This window comes from Lysinibacillus sp. FSL K6-0102 (assembly GCF_038003545.1).
GTDB lineage: Bacteria > Bacillota > Bacilli > Bacillales_A > Planococcaceae > Lysinibacillus > Lysinibacillus capsici.
Window position 1 is genome coordinate 2,599,396 of the sequence record NZ_JBBOPH010000001.1, and the last position, 20,907, is coordinate 2,620,302.

21 protein-coding genes and 2 pseudogenes are annotated in these 20,907 nt (G+C 34.7%); 7 read left to right on the forward strand and 16 right to left on the reverse strand.

Features of this window, described 5'->3' with window-relative positions; translation table 11 throughout:
* Positions 1 to 79: 79 nt before the first annotated feature.
* A pseudogene (locus tag NYE73_RS13150) lies at positions 80 to 466 on the reverse strand (NUDIX pyrophosphatase).
* A 605-nt stretch (positions 467 to 1,071) separates the two neighbouring features.
* Between NYE73_RS13150 and NYE73_RS13155 the strand changes: the two are divergent.
* A complete protein-coding gene (locus NYE73_RS13155; RefSeq protein WP_081011020.1) occupies positions 1,072 to 1,218 on the forward strand; it encodes a YrzI family small protein in 147 nt (48 codons plus the stop codon).
* Between the two features lie 465 nt (positions 1,219 to 1,683).
* Here the strand turns inward: NYE73_RS13155 and NYE73_RS13160 are convergent, their stop codons facing one another.
* Positions 1,684 to 2,178, reverse strand: a complete 495-nt coding sequence (locus NYE73_RS13160) for an NUDIX hydrolase (RefSeq protein ID WP_259950175.1) — start codon at positions 2,176 to 2,178, stop codon at positions 1,684 to 1,686.
* Positions 2,179 to 2,737: 559 nt separating this feature from the next.
* On the opposite strand from NYE73_RS13160, the gene NYE73_RS13165 reads away from it, so the two are divergent.
* Together NYE73_RS13165 and NYE73_RS13170 are read left to right on the forward strand one after the other, a co-directional pair.
* Positions 2,738 to 4,165 (forward strand): serine hydrolase domain-containing protein, encoded by a 1,428-nt coding sequence (locus NYE73_RS13165; RefSeq protein ID WP_103118172.1) that lies wholly within the window; start codon positions 2,738 to 2,740, stop codon positions 4,163 to 4,165.
* A gap of 175 nt (positions 4,166 to 4,340) precedes the next feature.
* A complete protein-coding gene (locus NYE73_RS13170) occupies positions 4,341 to 4,670 on the forward strand; it encodes a hypothetical protein (protein ID WP_259950176.1) in 330 nt (109 codons plus the stop codon).
* Positions 4,671 to 4,900: 230 nt separating this feature from the next.
* Here the strand turns inward: NYE73_RS13170 and NYE73_RS13175 are convergent, their stop codons facing one another.
* From NYE73_RS13175 to NYE73_RS13200, 6 genes are all read right to left on the reverse strand, one after another.
* Positions 4,901 to 6,436 (reverse strand): multicopper oxidase family protein, encoded by a 1,536-nt coding sequence (locus NYE73_RS13175; protein WP_259950177.1) that lies wholly within the window; start codon positions 6,434 to 6,436, stop codon positions 4,901 to 4,903.
* Between the two features lie 124 nt (positions 6,437 to 6,560).
* Positions 6,561 to 7,100, reverse strand: a complete 540-nt coding sequence (locus NYE73_RS13180; protein ID WP_115673635.1) for a TVP38/TMEM64 family protein — start codon at positions 7,098 to 7,100, stop codon at positions 6,561 to 6,563.
* Positions 7,101 to 7,150: 50 nt separating this feature from the next.
* Positions 7,151 to 7,918, reverse strand: a complete 768-nt coding sequence (locus NYE73_RS13185) for a C39 family peptidase (protein ID WP_259950178.1) — start codon at positions 7,916 to 7,918, stop codon at positions 7,151 to 7,153.
* 375 nt (positions 7,919 to 8,293) lie between these two features.
* Positions 8,294 to 8,449, reverse strand: a complete 156-nt coding sequence (locus tag NYE73_RS24715) for a DUF1541 domain-containing protein (RefSeq protein WP_375543415.1) — start codon at positions 8,447 to 8,449, stop codon at positions 8,294 to 8,296.
* Between the two features lie 31 nt (positions 8,450 to 8,480).
* Complete coding sequence (resA, locus tag NYE73_RS13195; RefSeq protein WP_115673636.1) at positions 8,481 to 9,014, reverse strand: thiol-disulfide oxidoreductase ResA; 534 nt, start codon at positions 9,012 to 9,014, stop codon at positions 8,481 to 8,483.
* Between the two features lie 30 nt (positions 9,015 to 9,044).
* Positions 9,045 to 9,755, reverse strand: coding sequence for a cytochrome c biogenesis CcdA family protein (locus NYE73_RS13200; protein ID WP_054550205.1), 711 nt, complete (start codon positions 9,753 to 9,755; stop codon positions 9,045 to 9,047).
* A 372-nt stretch (positions 9,756 to 10,127) separates the two neighbouring features.
* On the opposite strand from NYE73_RS13200, the gene NYE73_RS13205 reads away from it, so the two are divergent.
* Positions 10,128 to 10,403 (forward strand): YqhV family protein, encoded by a 276-nt coding sequence (locus NYE73_RS13205; RefSeq protein WP_048395961.1) that lies wholly within the window; start codon positions 10,128 to 10,130, stop codon positions 10,401 to 10,403.
* Between the two features lie 547 nt (positions 10,404 to 10,950).
* On the opposite strand, the gene NYE73_RS13210 is transcribed toward NYE73_RS13205, so the two are convergent.
* The gene (locus NYE73_RS13210) at positions 10,951 to 11,271 is read right to left on the reverse strand and encodes an ArsR/SmtB family transcription factor (RefSeq protein ID WP_259419460.1); all 321 of its coding nucleotides are present in this window, start codon (positions 11,269 to 11,271) and stop codon (positions 10,951 to 10,953) included.
* A 497-nt stretch (positions 11,272 to 11,768) separates the two neighbouring features.
* On the opposite strand from NYE73_RS13210, the gene NYE73_RS13215 reads away from it, so the two are divergent.
* Entirely contained in the window at positions 11,769 to 12,389 is a 621-nt protein-coding gene (locus tag NYE73_RS13215; protein WP_048392989.1) for a class I SAM-dependent methyltransferase, read from the forward strand.
* A 195-nt stretch (positions 12,390 to 12,584) separates the two neighbouring features.
* Here NYE73_RS13215 and NYE73_RS13220 read toward each other — a convergent pair whose 3' ends face one another.
* Positions 12,585 to 13,478 (reverse strand): DMT family transporter, encoded by an 894-nt coding sequence (locus tag NYE73_RS13220; RefSeq protein ID WP_259950190.1) that lies wholly within the window; start codon positions 13,476 to 13,478, stop codon positions 12,585 to 12,587.
* Between the two features lie 182 nt (positions 13,479 to 13,660).
* Between NYE73_RS13220 and NYE73_RS13225 the strand changes: the two genes are divergently transcribed.
* The gene (locus NYE73_RS13225; RefSeq protein WP_259950192.1) at positions 13,661 to 14,539 is read left to right on the forward strand and encodes a LysR family transcriptional regulator; all 879 of its coding nucleotides are present in this window, start codon (positions 13,661 to 13,663) and stop codon (positions 14,537 to 14,539) included.
* Between the two features lie 55 nt (positions 14,540 to 14,594).
* On the opposite strand, the gene NYE73_RS13230 is transcribed toward NYE73_RS13225, so the two are convergent.
* Both NYE73_RS13230 and NYE73_RS13235 read right to left on the reverse strand, forming a co-directional pair.
* Positions 14,595 to 16,751 carry an ATP-dependent helicase gene (locus NYE73_RS13230; RefSeq protein ID WP_259950193.1) on the reverse strand — a complete coding sequence of 719 codons (2,157 nt, stop codon included), beginning with the start codon at positions 16,749 to 16,751 and terminating at the stop codon, positions 14,595 to 14,597.
* A 224-nt stretch (positions 16,752 to 16,975) separates the two neighbouring features.
* A pseudogene (locus NYE73_RS13235) lies at positions 16,976 to 17,415 on the reverse strand (GNAT family N-acetyltransferase).
* A 455-nt stretch (positions 17,416 to 17,870) separates the two neighbouring features.
* On the opposite strand from NYE73_RS13235, the gene NYE73_RS13240 reads away from it, so the two are divergent.
* Positions 17,871 to 18,020: a hypothetical protein gene (locus NYE73_RS13240; RefSeq protein ID WP_016992948.1), complete on the forward strand. Its 150-nt coding sequence runs from the start codon at positions 17,871 to 17,873 to the stop codon at positions 18,018 to 18,020.
* Positions 18,021 to 18,107: 87 nt separating this feature from the next.
* Here the strand turns inward: NYE73_RS13240 and NYE73_RS13245 are convergent, their stop codons facing one another.
* The 4 genes from NYE73_RS13245 to NYE73_RS13260 form a co-directional block, all read right to left on the reverse strand.
* Positions 18,108 to 18,926 (reverse strand): SPL family radical SAM protein, encoded by an 819-nt coding sequence (locus NYE73_RS13245; RefSeq protein ID WP_259950195.1) that lies wholly within the window; start codon positions 18,924 to 18,926, stop codon positions 18,108 to 18,110.
* A gap of 30 nt (positions 18,927 to 18,956) precedes the next feature.
* On the reverse strand, positions 18,957 to 19,490 hold the full coding sequence (adaB, locus tag NYE73_RS13250; RefSeq protein ID WP_259950432.1) for a methylated-DNA--[protein]-cysteine S-methyltransferase: 534 nt from the start codon (positions 19,488 to 19,490) through the stop codon (positions 18,957 to 18,959).
* Positions 19,474 to 20,094 carry a bifunctional transcriptional activator/DNA repair enzyme AdaA gene (locus NYE73_RS13255; protein ID WP_259950197.1) on the reverse strand — a complete coding sequence of 207 codons (621 nt, stop codon included), beginning with the start codon at positions 20,092 to 20,094 and terminating at the stop codon, positions 19,474 to 19,476. The genes adaB and NYE73_RS13255 overlap by 17 nt, the downstream gene beginning before the upstream one ends.
* An 85-nt stretch (positions 20,095 to 20,179) precedes the next feature.
* Entirely contained in the window at positions 20,180 to 20,893 is a 714-nt protein-coding gene (locus NYE73_RS13260) for a 2OG-Fe(II) oxygenase (RefSeq protein ID WP_259950199.1), read from the reverse strand.
* Positions 20,894 to 20,907 lie beyond the last annotated feature (14 nt).

Here is a 20,907-nt window from a genome sequence, read left to right on the forward strand (position 1 = left end):
ATGAGCTGCCTATGCAACTCCGTGTTCTTCAAGCAAAGCACCCGTTCTAGCTTAAATATTTTCTTTCATATGTTTGGTGTTAATCAGATTTAATAACCTCCCATAACGCCGTTTTATTGCTATCCCATTTTAAAAGGTGTTACTGCCTCTTCAAAACATGCTCTTTGGATAATGATATATCTTTTGTAGGAACTTTAACACCAAATGAAAATTCTTTTAATACTTAAACGTCTTGTCCCCAAAGGAAATTCCCAACTACATCTTCTACTGCTAGTGAAGAACTAGAATCTAATGCAATATGATAATCTCTTGTAAAGCCAGCCTCTTCAAATGCTTCTCGTTTAGTAGGAGTCTTACCCTCTTCTTCAGCACCAGCTAATCCCTGCCAATATCCATAATCACTTCTCTTAAAAATTGCATATTCAACCCGTGAAAGTAAACACCGAGTGCGCCATGTGCTGGCCAAAGCATCTTTTTCTTCGACCTATAGGCTTTTTCTACAGACTTTTTACGCATTCCACACTAGCTTTGTTGCAGAATTCTCTACTTGTAATTCCGCAAGTGCTAGCAATAACAGAATGGCCACCACCCAAAACTGTAATTTTCTTTCGTATTCGTATTTATAGTTGGGATACCATACTTTATGATCTGCTAATACTTATTCATTTTGTAATTATATCCCTGTAGAAATTACTGGATTTGGATTCCCCCATGTACCCGTAGCATCCATAACGGCTCACACTTCAATAATTAGGAAAGCTTTGTAAAAGATGTTTACAAACAACTTAAATTTAGATATACTTACAAAGTAAACAAAAAATTCTTAAGGAGGTCGAATAAAATGATCGTTATCGTTAAATTGATGTCATTGGTAGCTACAACTTCATTAAAAATGAAAATCACACATTCGACCGCATCGGAATGGATCGCTTAAGGTTTTTTTGTAAATAAGCATACCCATACCGCAGGGAGAAGTGTGCCCCTGCGGTATTTTTGTGCCTTTTTTCGCCGTAGAGGAGTCTCTCTACGGTTTTTTTCATTTTTCATGACAATTTAAGGAGGTGATAATAAATGATATTAAACTTTTTTGCGCTCACGATAACTATTACAAAACGTAAGGTCTCTCTTGAGAAAGCACTTCATGATGAATATGTGAAAAAAATCTTTGAAGAGAACCGAAAAAAAATTGACGATTATATTCGTATTCGTCAATATTAATCTTGTTAATTAAAAAACATGAAAGGTGGTAATTGAAATGTATTATATGATCAAAAGACGTCATGCAGTTTTATGGCTGGAGAAAGACACAACCACCAGATGAAGTAATATAAAGTGATAATATAGCTAATTTTATAATCTCAGTTGAGCTAACCCGTTCTAATCTAGGACGGGTTGCTTACTCCAATCGCAATGTTAATTAAGTTAAAAAGAAACTTATAAACTAACTATTCCAGACTACACAGTGATGATCCTTCTTGCTTAGAAATTCATTAAATCCTTATTACTTTAACCTTCCCAGTTAGTTAAGTACATTACTTTTCCAACTAACCTAATTTTCAACATAATTCCTTTAAAAACGTTATTCAATTAAATAGCCCTTAAACTGAAAAATGAGCTTTCCTTTTTCCAGGAAAGAGTCCGATTGTTGAAGATCGTTGTTATTAAATTAAAGCACACGTTAGTTTAAGAAGAACAAAAGGTTAACGCATCGTCTAAGATTAATTTTGAAAGTTTATGGTCATTAATTACAAATGGTATTTCAGAGGGTTCTACCCAAATTCGAGCAGATGATTCATGTTCTCGGAGAAAAGGTAAGCATTCGGTAACATCCATTCTAAAAAATGCCTGATAAGCAATCAATGGATATTTTCCACTTGAATCAAAGGACAGATTTTCTTTATGGCTTACTTCAATAGAACCTATGTATTTAATTGTTCCCTTTACATACCCCTCTTCATATGTTTCGCGTAGTATAGCTTCTTCTACGTTCTCCCCAATCTCTACGTGTCCACCTGGATAATTAAACCCTCGATTTTTTATTTGTGATAATAACACTTTCCCATCTCTAAAGCACACTGCATGAACACTCGTCACTATTAAAGATTCTGTTAATTTTATTCGAGGCATCCAAGTTAGCTTCACATTATTTCCACCCCAGTCTACAAAAATCGTCTGCATATATCTATCCCATCTCCTGTTAAATGCAATTTATCACCTAATATTAACTTTCTACACTGTTTCAAAAATCCCTCTTATACAACAAACCGGAAATAGATTTTAAAACGTGGTAAATATACGTTTTTTATGTTGCATCAATTGTAGAATATATTACGAGTAACCATTCTTATGCCAATAGAATATATTTGGAATTTGCATATTGGTCCGTTTAAAAGAATGAGGCTTCTGACTCTTATTCGAGTTCTCGTCATCTAGTAGATTTAAAAGTCTTATCAGCAAAGCCTCCCTCATGGTAATAGATTTCTTGTTTGTTTTACAACTTTTATTCCACAATCTGGCCCTTTAATGCAAACAAGCGCTGATCCTTATTACAGAATGCACCCTTTTGTTGAAGATCGTTTTACTTATTGAACTAACGTATCTGTTCGTTAAAGGTAACTCTTCACATTTTACTTAATATTATAAAGGTGAATAGAAAGATAAGTTATAATTTAGTTTAATAGTTGTAAAAGTATGTTATTTATATTATTCTCTTATAATTTTTCAAAAAGGAGTGTTTATGAAAAAGATTATTGTTGTTGTATTAATGATATTTATATTATTCTTAGAATCCACAACACAAAGTTATGCACTGTCAGATTCGAAATCTGCGGCAATACAAGCGTTGCTAGATGATGCCTCTCGAATATCAGGTGTTCCAGGAATTTCAATCTCAATAATTGTCGATGATGAAGTGTTCTACTTTTCTTCAGGGTATGCTGACCGTGAAAAGGGGTTGACTGCAAGTGAAAATACACTCTATGAGTTAGCTTCTGTCAGTAAAGCTTTTACTGGTATGGGTATTATGCTGTTGGAAGAGCAAGGGCTGCTCTCAATGACGGATCCTGTGCAAAAATATTTACCTTGGTTTACGTTAAAGTATCAAGGAAAACCTGTTGATACGCAAAGCCTTACACTAAATAACTTTCTTCAACATACCAGTGGTCTAACAAATATTAGGCATACTCAAAATATTCCACAAGGCAATACACCGGATATGTTGCAAAAGACTGTGGAAATGCTCGTAGATGCTGAATTGGCGTTCCCTCCTGGTGAACAGTATAACTATGGAACCGTTAATTATGACGTATTGGGTTTGGTTATTGAGATTGTGTCGCAACAAAGCTATGAAGACTTTATGAAGGAACAAGTATTTCAGCCGTTAGGTCTTTACCAGACGTATGTTTATAAAGAAGATGCCCAAGCCACTGGACAGTTGGCACAAGGCTACCGTTCTTCCTTTTTTATGACAACTCCATTTAAAGCTCCGGATTATACTGGGAACAAACCCGCAGGCTACATCATTTCTAATACAAAAGATATGGCACGTTGGATGGGCATACAGATGGGTATTGTGCAGGACATACCCGAAATATTTCACACGGTTATCGAAAAATCACATAGGGGTGATATGTCTGTCTCGGCTGTCAATGATATGTATTATGCGGCAGGCTGGTCGGTAAACGCCGACCAAACAATTATCGAACACACTGGGGGCAATCCAAATTTCAGAACCGAAGTAGCCATACTGCTAAATGACAGAACAGCCGTCTGCTTGCTGAGCAACGGCGCAAATACCAATATAAACTTGGTACTAAAAGTTAAAGATATATTAGACGGCAATCTAACTCAGTCATATGAAATAAGTGGCACACAGCTTTTGGATATCATTTTGTCGTCTATCACTATTATTCTTTGCCTATTGGCTGTTCTGCTATTTCTCTTAGGATTACGAAAAAAGAAAATGAATAAGAGACAGCCAATGACAAAAAAGAGAATAATCATAACAGTTATTTTCCTGATGGCTACGATTGTCCTTGGTATACTGTGCTATGCTATCGATTGGTCAACGATACTTATTTGGCAAACATATAGTATTCTTACAGCGTTGATTTCGTCAGCATTATTAACAGCCAGCATTACATGGTTTGTATACACTCACCGATAAAATACCTCGCTCCCAAGATAATCATAATGTTAAGTAATAAAATATAAAATTATCGGTATGCTTAATAAACCTGCTACTGCAGCAGAAATTGAAACTGCAACTGCAACATTTAAGTCTGCTACTGTAAGCATTGGGAATGGAAATACGGTCCTTTTACAAAGAAGTAGTATGGTACATGTTTTACAAAATCACCACCCACTTTATTGGACAGGATCAACTGGAAAAACTCTTTTTAATCCTAATATCAGAAACTAATTTATCTAAGAATAACATTGAATGGACCTTAGAAAAAATTATAAATAAACGAAATAACTTAGTGGTTATTTCTTCAAAAAATAGTATGAAAAGTCGGTTAAAAGGAGTTTGTGAAGAAAATGAATTCATTAATGAAGTAGTTGTAAGTGCACATGATTATCTTACTCTAAGTGAAAAGGATACTCGAACTCAGAATCTAAATGAAATGGTTGAAAAATACCCTCAGCTTAAGCAATTATTTAAAGAATAAAAATATGGCAGAAGCTTGAAGATGTACAATAAGCTACTATTAGTTTTCAGACTAATGGTAGCTTATTTAATTGTTAAGTTACAAAAAAGTCGTATCCTAGAAGTCTTTAAAGCAACAGAAAGCATTTAAATGGCTCGAAATGGCTTTATCTGGTGTTTTAAGTCGTTTAAAATCCACTCTTGAATGACATCTAAAAAACCTCCAAATATATGGAGGTTTTTAAACTATTTTTATTTTACTTCAACTTGACCCATCATCCCATTTTCTTCATGTTCAAGGACATGGCAATGGAACATGTAAATGCCCTTATTATTGAACTTCACTGCTAATTTAACTGTTTGACCAGCTTCAACTGAAACAGTATCCTTCCACCCTTTTAAATTTAAAGGAGGTTCTTTCCCATCAATCGACACGATTTTAAATTGAGTGCCATGTATGTGGAAAGGATGTGTCATGCCACCCATCATATCAGGTTTATTATAAATTTCCCAAATTTCAGTATCTCCCTGTTTTTGAGTGAAATCAATGCGATTCATATCAAACTGTGAACCATTGATTGAAACCATTGTGCCCATACCAAAAAGTTCAAGTTTCTTTGTAACTGGTAAGGTTTTTTCCTCTTCCGTAACACCAAAATCATTTAATTTTTGTGCAATGTTACTTGTACTTGCAGCTTTTTGTTCAATTTTAAATGGTAAAAGGGTAATTCCTTCTTCATTTATTAATGCTATATCAGTTTTGTCATCCATCTTTGAAAAATCCACTATTACCTCTGCTCGCTCACCTGGTGTTAAGGTAATTTCATTCATATCAGTTGGTTGATTTAAGAAACCTCCATCAGTAGCAATTTGTTGGAATGTAGCTCCATTATTCAATTTAAACGTATAATTACGAGCATTAGAACCGTTTAATAATCGAAGTCTTATTTTTTCTTTACCGACAGTAAGTTTAGGATTCACAGTACCATTAATTAACAAAGTATCTCCTATTGTACCATCCTCATTAAGGACTGCTTGATAATTTAATTGCTTTTCTTCAGTAAATTGTCTATCTTGGAATACTAACGGAAAATCATTCACACCATACTCATTCGGTAAATTGATTTTTTGCGAATTTTCATCATCAATATAAATTAAGCCAGCTAAACCTTTATATACTTGCTCTGCTGTAGCACCTTCTGGATGTGGATGGAACCACAGCGTAGATGCTCCTTGATTAACTGTAAAATTCACATCTTCTGTTACACCTGGCTCTAAGACTTGATGTGGACCGCCATCACCATTTCCGGGAATTTCTAATCCATGCCAGTGAAATGTTGTTGGTTCAGATAAAGCATTTTTAGTTCTAAACGTTACCGTTTGATCTTTATGAATACGAATGACTGGCCCTAAAAAAGAACCATTATATCCATATGTCTCTGTTTTAGTTCCCTTAAGGATTTCTGTCGTTCCTTGTTGAGCAGTAATATCAACAATTCCATTTTTAGGTTCAATAATAGGTGGAAGCGCAAGCTCATTTTCCCCAGTTGAATTATTTAATGCTAATGGATTGTTATGACTCGCATGACCATTTTCCATGCTATTATCTTTATTATCCATACCCTCCATGTTTTTCATTTCTTCATCACTCATATTGGAATGGTCCATACCAGACATAGTAGAATGGTCCATATTTGAATTATTATTAGATTCCGAATTACCCGCACTACATCCCCCCATTATAATAGCGCCTACCAATAATGAAGCAATCAAAAGTTTAGATTTCATTATGTTTCCTCCTTTTATTCTTTACATAGGCACTATAACAAAGAAGTATGGAGAAATTATGGATTTGTAATTAAATGAGACAAGTATTAACCACGCTATCTAAGAAAACTTTGATATGACTTTTTTACTTCTTAACTTTCCAAATCAAAATGATAATTGACATTAATAAGATACTTATTACAATTTTCCCTATTAAATTTACTTGCATAAAACCATATACGGCTCCTGCTTCAAAGATTAGGGCTGGTATTTTTCCAATCGTACTAGCAAGCGCAAATGTGCCTAAAGACACCTTAGAAAATGCACTAGTAAAAGTCACAAGACCTGATGACATAAAAGGTAAAATCCTTAAACTGACAATTATCCAAAATGCATCAGACCCTTCCAACTCCTTTAATTTTAAAAGTTTAGGGTGTAATACGAACGGTCTTTTCCATTTATTGATTCCTTTTCTATATAAAATAAAGCTAATAACTGCACCAAGTGATTCACCGATAATAGAAATCAACAAACCGTTGAATACGCCAAAAAACACAAGGTTAGTAGCTGTAACAAAAACACTTGGTAGTATACCTATAATACTAACCAAAGTATTTATCATTAAACTAACCAAAATTGCAAATAATCCAGATTGTTCAAGTAATTGAAGTAATTTTTCTTCCATGATTAAACGCTATCTTTTTTAACCTATTACTTGCATATAATGAACTATTGTTAATAAACAACAACTGCCTGTTCGCCTAATGCTTCATAGCTATTAAAAAATGCTCCCTTATCCAATGTTATCAATCCCTTACGTGGATCCATTACTTCCACAGTCGTATTTCCCACAGATAATAGTACCATTGTATGTAAATTTTGATACATTTGATGGTACTCACCTGCTTCTTCCATAATCCATCCCCCTTTAACCTTTGGTGGTGAGAGGTCCAATGTTACCCATATAATAACTAGTATTCCCTGTCTAATATAATTTGTTATTTCTTTTATTGTACTTCCACTACTATTTTTTGCATGTAAATCTAACTTTCTCTCGGTGATAAAATTATTAGCTGCTTTGACAATTGGTTCTGCAAAAACATATGTACCCGTTTCTAGATTGCTTGGCTCGCCGCCATATGCTTGATTAGGATTTGGCCCATACTTTTTTTTCATTTTGTATTCAAACGATTGTTTAGGTAAATAATTTTGATCCATTTCTAATTTAGATGTTTCTGCTCCATAGTAATTAAGTACTGCTGTAAGAGTAGTTATTTCACACCCATTTGGTAATTCAGGATTTTGTAGAATTACAGGAACTCCAAATCCTTTATTATGATTTACTGCATATGTTTGCACTAATATGGATTGTGTAGATGACGTATACGTAAATTTTTTCTCTGTTAAATACATTCCTGTTGTAAAATTGTTTGGATTCCCTACTTTTACTGTATAGGTTTCATTCGGTTGCAAATTATTAAATTGAGCCTCACCTTTATTCAAACTAATTGTTGAATCTTTTCTTTCCCTTCTTCATTAAGTAACACCACATATAGATCATTAAGTGGATCTCCACTAAAAAATTCAACGGTTAACACTGTTATGGTATTCAAGTTTGTATTTTTATTTGTACAACCCTCTAAAATAACTGCTAATAATCCTAAAGTGAAAATAATTCCCCACTTTCTAATGCCCCATACCTCCTCCCGTTATTATTACATGATTCAAAATGAATATAACGAATAATTATGGAGAAATTATGGATTAAAATTAAAATGGATTTTTAGAATTTCTTCATAAAAAAAAGATGTTCCATTTGTCAAAATTGATTTGACTCGTCGAACATCTCTGAGTATTTAATTTTTACGGAGTAGATCATCACTTTAGCCATTTATGAATTGTTACTTTTACACCAGAAGTAGAAGTGTAGTTAACCATATACACAGTTGTTTCCTCTGCGGAATTGATTCCTCTTCCATCTCCTTCATTTTCTCTTCGCTGCACATGCAATGTAACAATTTTTGAATTACCCAAAATTGACTTTAGTGATATTAAGAATCATTTTTTAGTCTGGTAGAATTAGTTCCATATAATTCTTTATATCTTGTTCTTTCATTTCTCCAGTGATTATTTTTTCTATTTTCCCCTCAGAATTAATAAGAATAGTCGTTGGTAATGGATTGATATTATATGCTTCCATTACACTTTTATTTTTATCTATTAAAACCGGGAAAGTTAGACCTTTTCGGTCAATATAATTTTGAACCACGAAGTCGGATTCTGCTATATTTATAGCTAATACCTGTATACCCTTTTCTTTATAATCATTATAATATCTATCTATAATTGGAAATTCTCTTTCGCAAGGTTTGCACCAAGTACCCCAAAAGTTTAAAAAGACGCCTTGTCCTTTGTATTCCTCCAAATTATGTTTCTCACCATGCATATCAACTAGAGTAAAATTTGGAGCATCATCCCCTATTTTTAATACTTCATTTTTATCTTGCGTTAAAGTTGTATAGACTGTGAAGAATATTGCCCCAAATAATATAATTAATATAATTGAACGCATAAGAAATCTTCTCTTTTTTTTATCCATAATGAAGTTAGGCCCCTTCCTCTCTTATAACTAGAAACCAGTAAATCCTCCAAAAATCGGTGTTAAAAACGCAATAATTTTAGTCATCATATCAAAGTATAATAAAACCCCCATCACAATCATTATTGCACCACCTATTTTCATAAATAGTCCATTTTTTCTTTGAAGAAACTTCATTTTTCCGATAAATAAAGACATTATTAGGAAAGGTATAGAGAAACCTAGCACATAAAATAGCATGTACAACATACCCTTCCCAGGATCAGACACGCCTAAAGCTATTACTCCTGCAAGAATTGGTCCAGTACAAGGTGTCCATCCAGCTGCAAAACCCATACCAATAAGTACGGAACCAAAATATCCTTTGGGCCTTTTTTTAAAATGAATCTTTTTTTCAGATTGTAAAATATCGATTTTAAAAAAACCTAGAATAACTAATCCAAAAAAGACCATGATAATTGCTCCAATTTGTCTTAGGAACTCTTTATACTGAATAAAAATCTGTCCGATAAAAGAAGTTGAAAAACCTAATGCCATAAAAATAATAGAAAAACCAAGTAAAAAAAGCAGGGTATGTATCAGAGATTTTCGTCTCAAAATCCCTTTTTCTTCTTTTAGTTCATTAAAGGATATTCCTGTTACATAAGATAGAAAAGCTGGATACAATGGTAATGAACAAGGTGATACAAATGATAATAATCCAGCACCAAATGCAAGAAGTAAATTTAATTGCTCTAACAAATACGCTCACTCAACCTTTCTATAGTCCATTTGAAAATAAAGTATAGACTATAAATATGGAGAATATATGCATATGCAGCGTGATATAAAAATTAGAATTTTTTTGATAGCTTTCGAATTGAGCATTTATCTAAATAGGGATTAAAAATAAAAATGAGCCGTGTTTCAACTATAGAAACACAGCTCATTTATTATGCTAATTCTAAACATTGGAAAAAATCTTTAATTATATTCCTAGTCTAAGGATTAAAGCATAATCTAACAAGAATATTAGATACGAATCATACATATATTGATTTTAGTATTTCATTAAAACAAAAATCTATTATTCTATTCATGATGGAATTATATTAAATTTTCTATAAAGATAGGATGATGACAATTATTGAAAAGTCGGTTCTTGCTATGGTTATTTTACGTGTATTGTCTGGGAGTATTGAAGTAAGTGCTGGATTGTTGATGCTAAAGTTAAATAATCTAGAAAAAGCATTTTATATTAATACAATGCTTGCTTTGGTTGGTCCAACAGTTTTAATCGTAACGACAGCAATTGCATTATTTGGACTAGCAGATAAAATACCTGTGACAAGAATCGTTTGCTTATTTACGGGTATAACACTTATTATTATTAGCTCACATATTAAGTAAAAATAAATATTACTAAAATTTACCAAAAACATACAAGTGTCAGAATTTGAGTTTGACGAAAAAATAATCTTCACAACCTTTTGGATCCAAGTTATCTTCTGTATCTTTATAGCATGGTTCCATTCATAATCTTTGTTAAACTCTTTTATGAATCACCTAACATGTTCATTAAATTACTGTAGCGTGTGACGACGCTGCTTTTTTTTATGTATAATTAGCCTTTATTTGCACAAATTTATATTGAGTGTATCGCACGCACTTATACGGTGGTGGCGTTGGTTGACCGTCACGACCTCCCTCAATAAGGGTTACATTATCTCAGTAACCCTTTTATAATTTCTATTCAGATCAGGTAGTTTTCTACTTTGGGCTAACTTTAATCAAACCTTTACGACCACTAACCGTATTAGTAAAGATGTTCCTCTATCTTTGATTTTTTCTGTACTAGCTCATTCATATAGTTACGGAACACCTATTTCCTCATAATTTCAAATCTCCTGCATCCTTCCCTATATATTATGGAATCTGCTTTTATTTATATATATATTTAATCTACGTGGTTTGCACAGCACGCAACATCAGAATGAACATCTTCTAAAACCGTATCAAACATTCCAAGAAGTTCGCGAATACGCTCATTTCTCAAACTATAGTAGCAATATTTTCCTTCATTACGACCAACAATAATGCCACACCCTTTTAAACAGGCTAAGTGTTGAGAGATATTAGACTGATTCCCCTTTAATTCCTCGACGATTTGAGATACTGTCTTCTCTTTCTCTTTGATACACTCTAAAATTTGAAGTCTTACCTTGTTTGAAAATCCATGAATTAGTTTAATTTTTAAGTCAATATTTTTTTCTGTCACAAAATCTCCTCCAATTCATATTAGACTTAGCTAATATGTTTTGATATGATCATATTCGATATCACTAATATGTGTGTCAAACATACTAGCACTACCTAATATGTCTGTCAAAATTTTAAAAAATATGGGTCTCTCTTCAGCTAATAAACGTAGGCATCCTCAAGTTAGATTTTTTACTGTCTGAAAAGGAATATTAGATTAAATTTGGGACAGGTTTCGCAACTGGCTGGACACTTGTAATAATGGCTTTAGGGCTAACAAACCCTGATAAAGGCTTATTATACATACTTATTAATGTACTGGTTTTTTCAATTTCCTTTCTTAAGCTGTCTCAAATTACGTTTCTTCCAAAAAATCCATTTATGATTATTGATTTTAATGGGATTTTATTATATTTTGACATGATGACAAAGATTATTGCGTGGGTCACTCCTATTTTCGGAGGGGACACAGGATTTTAGAAGTTCATACGCTCTGTAGAAAGGCTGGATGTAGCATTGAATAATACGTGGAACAAAATTATCTATAAAATTGGCTCTTCCTTTTACGATAAATTTTTTAATACAGGTACTTTTTTAAAGACTAGAAAGAGGATTTTTCAAGAAGTGCCTTTTCAGCGTAAACAAAAAATCCTCTATGTAGGAATTGGTACTGGGGCTGATTTAGAATTAATCAACTATGTTGATTATGATATAACTGCCATTGATTATTCTCCTGATATGCTAGCGAAAGCTCAACATAAATTCGAGCACTCTTCTATCAATTTTTTAGAAATGGATGCTCAAAAAATGTCTTTTGCAGATGAATCATTTGACTATATTGTAGCTAGTTTAATACTTTCTGTGGTTCCTAATGAAAATAAATGCTTTGAAGAGATGATAAGAGTTTTAAAGAAGGATGGTAGAATTCTTATCTTTGATAAATTTGCTCCTAAAAATCAAAAACTAACGCTAACAAAAAAATTGGTAAGGCCATTTATAAGTATGTTAGGAACAGATATTGGTAGAAGTTTTGAGGAGCTGTTTAAACAAAATGATCAAAGGCTCAGAATTATAAGAGATGAATCTGTTATGTTAAAGGGTATGTATAGATATATTGAAGTTCTTAAACTCTCTTAGCTAATCATTAAGGGCATAGCTGCACTAGCAGTTAACGTTTTGGAGAAACTCATTAAGAAGCTCAAGCATCTTATTAAGAGTTTAAAAAACAACAATCAGCCAACTTGAATTGGCTGATTGTTGTCTTAGTAATTGAACAACCCTATAAATGTTAAATACCATGTACTATCGATTTAAGTCTCCCGTGATAAATTGTTACTCTATTTGTTTTTTCATGAGTTGTTTTGAAAAGTTAAAAGATCGAATTTCGCTAACAAATGTAGAACCTAATAAAAATACCCCTCCGATAATTTGCACTAGGGTCATTTGCTCTTGCAATATCATTGCAGAAATCAATATTGCTACAAAAGGATCGACATAACTTAGCATCGCAATACTCTGCCCTTTCAATTTTTCCATTCCCGAGAAAAACAACCAAAATCCAATCCCTGTATTAACGATACCTAAAATTAAAATAAAAGGAATAGATGCGCTTGATAATCCAAAAATCCCCAAGCCTTCTGTCAAAAAAACATACGGCAGCAGTAATAATGCAGTTGTTCCAAGTTGAATAATGGTCAGCTCTAGCTTGTCCATCTCTTTAATAAATTTGTTTAAAAGTAACAATGCCGCATAAAACGCAGCTGCCATCAATCCAAAGATAAGTCCAAGGAAACCATCTGATTCCGTTGCACTCACCCCTTCTCCTACAATCATTATCATACCGATAATTGCAATGACAATGCATATTATTTTCTTTATGGATAATTGTTCCCTAAGTACAACAGGTGAAAGAATCATTACAAATACTGGTGCAAAGTAATATCCTAGTGTGGCATTGGCAAGTGATGTGTGGTCGTAGGATTGATAGAGAAAAATCCAGTTTCCTCCCAATGCAACGCCTGAGAGAAACAAAAATAAAGCATTCGATTTCACTAAATTCCAGGATATTTTTTTCTTCATTATGGAGAAAATGAAGAATAAAAATAAGCATCCTAGTAAACTACTTAGTAAAGCTCTTTCACTCGCCGCTAAATCAATGTAACGCACAACTAAACCGATTGTGCCAAAAATAATCATTGATACGATAAATTGAAATTTAGATTTCATGGTCTACTCCCCTAACCTACCGCAATTTAATAGGAACTATTAGGTGTTTTTTCCGTCCTTTCCTTCCACTCCCTTTCAACTTGCTTTTGTAATGGGAATAGCATAGCATACTTATATGTATTACAAAATTGAATGTTTGTCATGCTAAACATAACAAAATAGCATGCAAGGGGGATAGCGCAATGAATATCCAAAAATATATGGCCTTTGTCAAAGCAGTAGAATATGGGAGCTTTACAAGTGCTGCCGATGCATTAAACTATACACAGTCTGGTATCAGCCGTATGATCAACGATTTAGAATCAGAATGGGGAATTTCCCTTTTTGAACGGGGTCGTGCCGGAATCAGTTTAACATCCGATGGCTTAAAGTTACTGCCCCAATTACAACGTATATGTAATGAGCATGAAATGTTAATGATGCAGATCGAAGACTTACATGATATCCAATCAGGAATCATCCGAATTGGTACATTTTCTAGTGTAGCAACACATTGGCTACCTTATATGATCAAATTCTTTAAGCAGGATTATCCAGGGATTGATTTCGAGTTACTCTTAGGAGATTACACCGAAATCGAAAGCTGGATTATCGAAGGTAGGGTCGACTTTGGATTTTTGCGACTACCAACAAAAGCTAAAATGGAAACAATCTTTGTAGAGCAAGACCGTTTGTTGGTAGTCATTCATCAGGATCATCCTCTTGCTGATTGCGATAAATTTCCTATAAGTGAACTATTGACCAGTCCGTTCATGCTTTTAGAAAAAGGCGCAAAAGCTGAAATCTCCGAAATTTTTGAGAAGCACAATATCTCGCCGCACATTTCTTTTACAACATGGGACGACTATGCCATTATGTCAATGGTGGAAAACGGGTTGGGAATCAGTATATTACCTGAACTGATTTTAGAACGCATTCCGTACCAAATTAACGCGAAAGAGCTTGAGATCCCTGCTTTTCGAACTATTGGGATTGCGATGAGAGAGCAAAAATCGCTGTCACTTGCAGCAAAGAGATTTATAGAATATTTATCCTATAGAAAGAGAAAAAAAGAAGTTTAGCTATTATTTTGCACACTATAAAAAGCGTATTCGAAAAAATCTCGAATACGCTGCATTAATCTTCCACCGCTTCTAAATAGCCTTGCTGTAAACATGTATCCGTCATAAACTGCTTTATCCCTGCATCAAATGACAATTTGATCGTGCTACTTGTGACCTCCAAAATTTTTCCCTCTCCAAACATCACATGCTTCACCTTTGAGCCAACGATTAACGCTGACTCCGTTGTAATTGTCCTGTTATTACGGTATTGCTTTAATGCTTTCCTCGGACTTTTCGACGCTTTCTTTGGTAATTCCTGAGGAGAAACGATTTGCTTTAACGCCTTCATAAATATTGATGGCACCACACTTGCTTTAAAGCGCTTGCTGTACGAAATTAATTCCAAATGGCGAATTGCACGTGTGATACCGACATAAAAGAGTCTTGTTTCTTCCTCTATTGCTTCTTCCGTCTCAGTAGGTAAAATCCCATCAATTAAGTCAATCAAATACACACGATCAAATTCCAAGCCCTTTGAACTGTGTAAGGTTGTTAATGTAATGGCATTCATTTCATTTTTCAGATGAGATGTACGTGCTAAATTTTCAAGGTACTTCAAACGACCCGCAAATTCAGTCATCGTCGACGTATGGCGAGCAATTAGTCCAAGTACATCCACAATATCTAGTAAATTTTCATAATTAAAACCGAGGTCCTCGCTCATTTTCTTTAAGGCACGCTCATAACCAAAGTCATAACGGATATGCTCTAGCATGGCTGTTGGTGTTGTTTGATCAAATTGAATGCTATCATACGTTTTGCGAATTCGCTTAATATATTCAGGCTGATAATCCTTTAATTCCACATGCTCTAGTAATAGTGAGAATACACAGCCATCCTCCGGTACTTTCTGCAGTGCCTTTAATTGCGTTGGTGTAATATAAGCATTCATTTTTCTGTAAACTTTTTCAAATATCGAGATATTTTTTGTATTGTACGCTAGACGCATGAAGTTCATTATATCCTCCACAACCCAATGCGTAAAAAAGCGAATGGTGGAATCTTTCATATAGAAAGGCAAGCCCGCTCTGTCTAATGCGTCCATAAGAGGAATGGCTGACGTATTATTTCGATATAAAACAGCCGTTGAGCCACGCTTAGACAAGCTTTTTAACTGATTCACTACATATTTGGCCTGTAAGCTGTAATTCTCTAGGATTTTAAACGAGATTGGCTCTGCTGCAGGATTTTGCGTAAACATTTGTTTGTTATATCGTTTTTTATTTCGCTGAATGAAAAGATTGGCTGGCTCTACAATCGAGGCAGATGAACGATAATTTTGTGTCATTAGTAAAACACGTGCCTCTGGATAAATCTTTTGGAAATTCAACAAATAATCTGGCTCTGCACCGCGCCAGCTATAAATGGCCTGATCCTCATCGGCAACGACGCATAAATTTTGATGGACAGCGACAAGCTTCTCGATGATCGCATGTTGAACAGGCGATGTATCCTGACTTTCATCCGTTAAATAAAAATCGTATCGACGTTGAAATTGCGCCAACACCTCTCGATTTTTCGTAAAAATATCATTCGCCATTAACAGCATATCGTCAAAATCAATGAGCAATCGGTCACTAGCTGTACGCTTATATTCCTCATAATGCTGTAAAATCTCGACTTTTCTTGGCACCTTTACTTCTGCAATTGCCCATTCCTGTTCTGGCAGCATTTTATTTTTGATGAACGTTATGTACGTCAGTAGCTCGTCTAACTGATCTTCCGTAATTTTGGAGCCATTTAATTGTTCAAAAATCTCACGAAGCACTCGTTTTTTTGACATTACACCAGGCCCGTCCGCTTCTTCGATAACCCCGTACGAAATGCCCTGACGTTCAAGTGTCTGCCGCACAACTTGAAATGCTAAACTATGAATCGTCGAAAAATCAACTGGTGGCAAATGCGGAAAAAACTTTGCAAAACGTGCCTTCATATCATTTGCTGATGCCTTACTAAACGTAACAGCCTTTATGCGAGCAGGCTTGACACCAAGCGCCTCGATCATATAGCCAATACGCATAATAATCGTCGTCGTTTTTCCTGAACCAGGAGATGCCAATAGTAGCAGCGGTCCATTCGTTTGCAATACGGCCTGCTTTTGCACATCATTTAGATAAACGCCAAGTGAACACTCCTTTTCTTCAAAAAATGCTTTTTGCGCTCCATTCATATCAATTACTCCGTTCTAAAAAAATCTATTTTCTATTATACCAGATGATACTGATTAACTTCTTAAGAGCATTAAAAGCAACTAAGCTCGACTACTACTCATTCGAGTGATCTTAGCTGTTAAGGAAATTGTTTGCCTCTTCATCATTTTTAGATCTTATCAAAAACAAAAAAGCGTATATACAAAATGTACAACGCTTTTTAGTAGCTCGTTAGTGAAATTTTTTATTTGGCTATCCATTCATATTGAATATCAGCTAAATTTTCTTCATTTTCATGTCCTCTCCCTATGATTTTAAATCCATGTTTTTCATAAAATCGTTGGGCATTTTCATTAACCTCAAATGTGTATAAAGTTAAGATTGTGCTTTTACTTTATCTAGTAATGTATGACCTATGCCCATCCCTTGATAGTCAATATGAATATATAGTTGGCTTATTTCTTCTTCGTTATAGGCAATCATGCCAACTACTTTTTCATCCATTAACGCTAAATCGATGTGAAACTGCTCAGCTAATAGATGATTTAAGAAATATACATGACTTTCAAAGGTATGAATTTCTTTTTGACCAATCGCCTGTTCCTTACTATCTCGCCACATAGCAACTGTTTGTTCAGCGTATTGGTGGGTATATTGCGTAATAATTATTTTGTGTTGGTTCACTACGATGCCTCCTTAAGCATAATGTAAAAAATAGATCTTATGAAAAATACTTGGTTGGATTCCTAAATCCTGATTGCATACGACTTTAGCAATGCAATATACTTTAAATCAAATATTTTACATTCAAGACTAAACCTATGTAGTTTGTATTTCCTCACATCTTCTGGAAAAATATAAGACATTCCTGTATGCTTCAATTTTTAATCGACTACAATAATTATTTTCTCGTCTTGTCAATGTCGTAATTCAAACAGCGTGATAGCCCTTTTATAAACCACCTGCTATCATTATCAATTACTTCCTACCCTAGTTTGAACCGTAGAATTAAATTTGGATAATTTTCATTCATACTGTACTCCTTAATAAAGTAAAGCACATTACTTGAAGAATTAAATGTAAGTTCTACGGATAAAAAAACATCTTCCACTCACACTAATGGTGGAGGTGAGATGAAAATGGGAAATAATAAACATAAAAATAATAAAACGCAAGACAACAAAAAACAGCAGAATCAAAATCAAAATGCTAACAATGAGCGTAAAAACAGAGAAGAGTTTGCTGAAGAAGTAGATTTCAGTCAAATTCAAAATGAAAACAAACGTTAATCATACTATCATGTGAAGAAACCCTAATACTCACTTCAGTAAAGATGGGTATTGGGGCTATTTTTATAATCCATCTATTACAGCATTTTACGGCTCAAACCCAGCCTGACTTATATAAACATGATTTTCTGGAAAGATTTCAATAAATCGGTTGTATACTTTTTTTATTACATCTGGTCCATACCATTCTTCTAAACCAAGTTGGTCATATTTTTTCTCAATCTCAAGTTTTCTTGTGCGTTTTCCACCACTGCCATCTCCCATGAAGTAGTCATCTATACATATCCGATCGACGAGTTGCTTCAATTTCAAAGGAAAATATTCTCCACTTGGTAAAATGGGAGCGATAGCAACTTGGGTCGGTATGTCCGCAGCTGCTAATTTTTCCAATGTCTTAAAACGCGCTTGGATTGGAGGTGCCATTGGCGTAAAATGTTTACGTATCGTTTCCGAATCTGTCTCAATTGTCATACTTACCCGCACTTTTTCTTTAAATTGTCGCAGCAAATCAATATCTCGACTGACAAGTGGACTTCTCGTCTGTACAAATAAGAAATCAGGGGGATCCTCTAGCATAACTTCTAGTAAAGATCGCGTCACTTTTTCCTTATGCTCTATTGGCTGATACGGGTCTGTACTTGAGGACATAAAAATGGTTACAGGCCCTTTGGCTTTGGCACGATGAAGCTCCTTTTTTAATACATTCGCCGCACCGTTTTTAACATCGACCCAACTACCCCATTCCCCTTCTCGAAAAAGAGATACAGGCATTTGACGTACATAGCAATAAGAACATCCAAATGAACAGCCTGTATAAGGATTGAGCGAATGCGTATAGCCAGAAAGAAAGCCAGTTCCTTTATTCAAAATGGTTTTTGGATACTTATAGAATAATTCGCTTTTCATACGAAACCTCCATTCCATGTAAAGCAAGTATTACGCATTGCTAGATGAACCTCGCTTTTCAAGTTCCAAGAGCAATTTCTTCATTGCTAATCCGCCCCGATAGCCTGTTAAAGAGCCATTCTTTCCTGTTACACGATGGCACGGTACAGTAAGTAACACTGGGTTAGCCCCAATAGCCGCTCCAACAGCACGAACAGCTGCTGGTTTATTGATAGCATGGGCAATGTCTGAATAGGATTTCGTCTGCCCATAAGGAATTTCACAAAGTGCTTGCCAGACTGCTAGCTGAAATGGCGTACCTACGTACTCTAATGGGATAGTAAAGGTTTGCCTCTTTCCTGCTAAATACTGAATGATTTCATTGACATAGGGTTCAAGCTTTTCCTCATCTTCAACAAAAGGACTTCCTGGAAAGCGTTTCTTCGCCCATTCAAACATTTCCTCGATTGGTTTGTTCTGTGAACCAACAAACACAAGGCCCTTGGAGGTAGCAGCAATATAAAAATGCCAATCCTCAAACTTGAGTAAAGACCAAAAAAGGGTTGGTTTATTTTTTATTTCCATCATTCATTTCCTCCATTTTTCTCATTTGACGAAATTGCGCTGGGGTCTGACCTGTTTTCTTTTTAAATAAAGTAATAAAATAGGGTGCATTCGCCATACCCACACATAGGGCAATATCGCCTATTGCTTTATTCGTCTCAATCAAATACTTTTTAGCCGCGTGTACGCGAACTTGTTGTATATACTCAATGGGCGTCAAGCCTTTAATCTTTTTAAATGTTCGATGCATATGATAGGGACTCCCATGACAAATCATTGCTAATGATTCGAGCGTTAATTTTTCAGCGAAATTTTGATCAATGTATGCTGTGATAATATCAACCCACTCGCTATCAGGCAAATTTTCATTAGTAGGCTTGCAACGTTTACAAGGGCGAAAATTTGCGTGGAGTGCTTGTTCTGCGGTTGCAAAAATACATACATTCTCTTTTTTCGGAACGCGAGACTTACAGGATGGTTTACAGAATATCCCTGTTGACTTGACAGCATAAAAAAATTGATTGTTGTACGCTGTATCATTCGTGATAATGGCTTGCCATTTTTCATCTGTCATCATTTCTACATTATTAAAAATATCATTTTCATCATTCATAGGATCCAGCATTTATCTCACCTCTCCTTACAATATACTCCCTAAAAATTCACAATGTACAATTCTAGATATGGAATAGCAAGATATTGAAGTTTTTTTATTTAGAATCGTGAAAAATGATGCCAAGACCGTATCGTTCTCCAGCAGTAATCGTACTTACTCCATGACGAACCGTATGTTTATAATATCCCCTTTTCCCTAGAACAGGTCTATGGTTTGTAGGAAAGATGAGCGCACTGCCTTGATCTAACGTAATGACATGTCCCCTACTCTGAGCACGTGGAATTTGTTCCACTAGGAGTGATTCTCCACCAAAAAAGTCTTGTTCGCGTTGATTTAATACAAATACTACTTGAAACGGGAAAAACACATCGCCATATAAATCTTGATGCAAACAATTAAAGCCACCTGTTTCATACTTTAAGAGTAAAGGTGTCGGTCTAGTTTGTTCATATTCTTTACAAGTGTTCAAAAAATCTTGAAGCTGAGCTGGAAACTGCGCTGTTTTCTTTAAATAACCTAACCATCGATTAGCTGTTTTGGCCAATTCTTGATAAAAGGACTCTCTTAAACTTTGGATAATTTCAGGCAATGGATAGGAAAAATATTTGTATTCCCCCTCCCCAAAGCGATACCTCGTCATATTAATGGTCGTTCTATATGGCTCTTCCGTACTATACAACCCTATTAAGAATTCACATTCCTCTTTTGTTAAGATTACTGGAAGCTTTGCAAATCCTTGCTTATCTAGTTCATGTTGAATGGAATCCCACTCCAAGCTGCCAACACGTGTTTGAATATCTTGGACCATTTTTATTCCCTCCT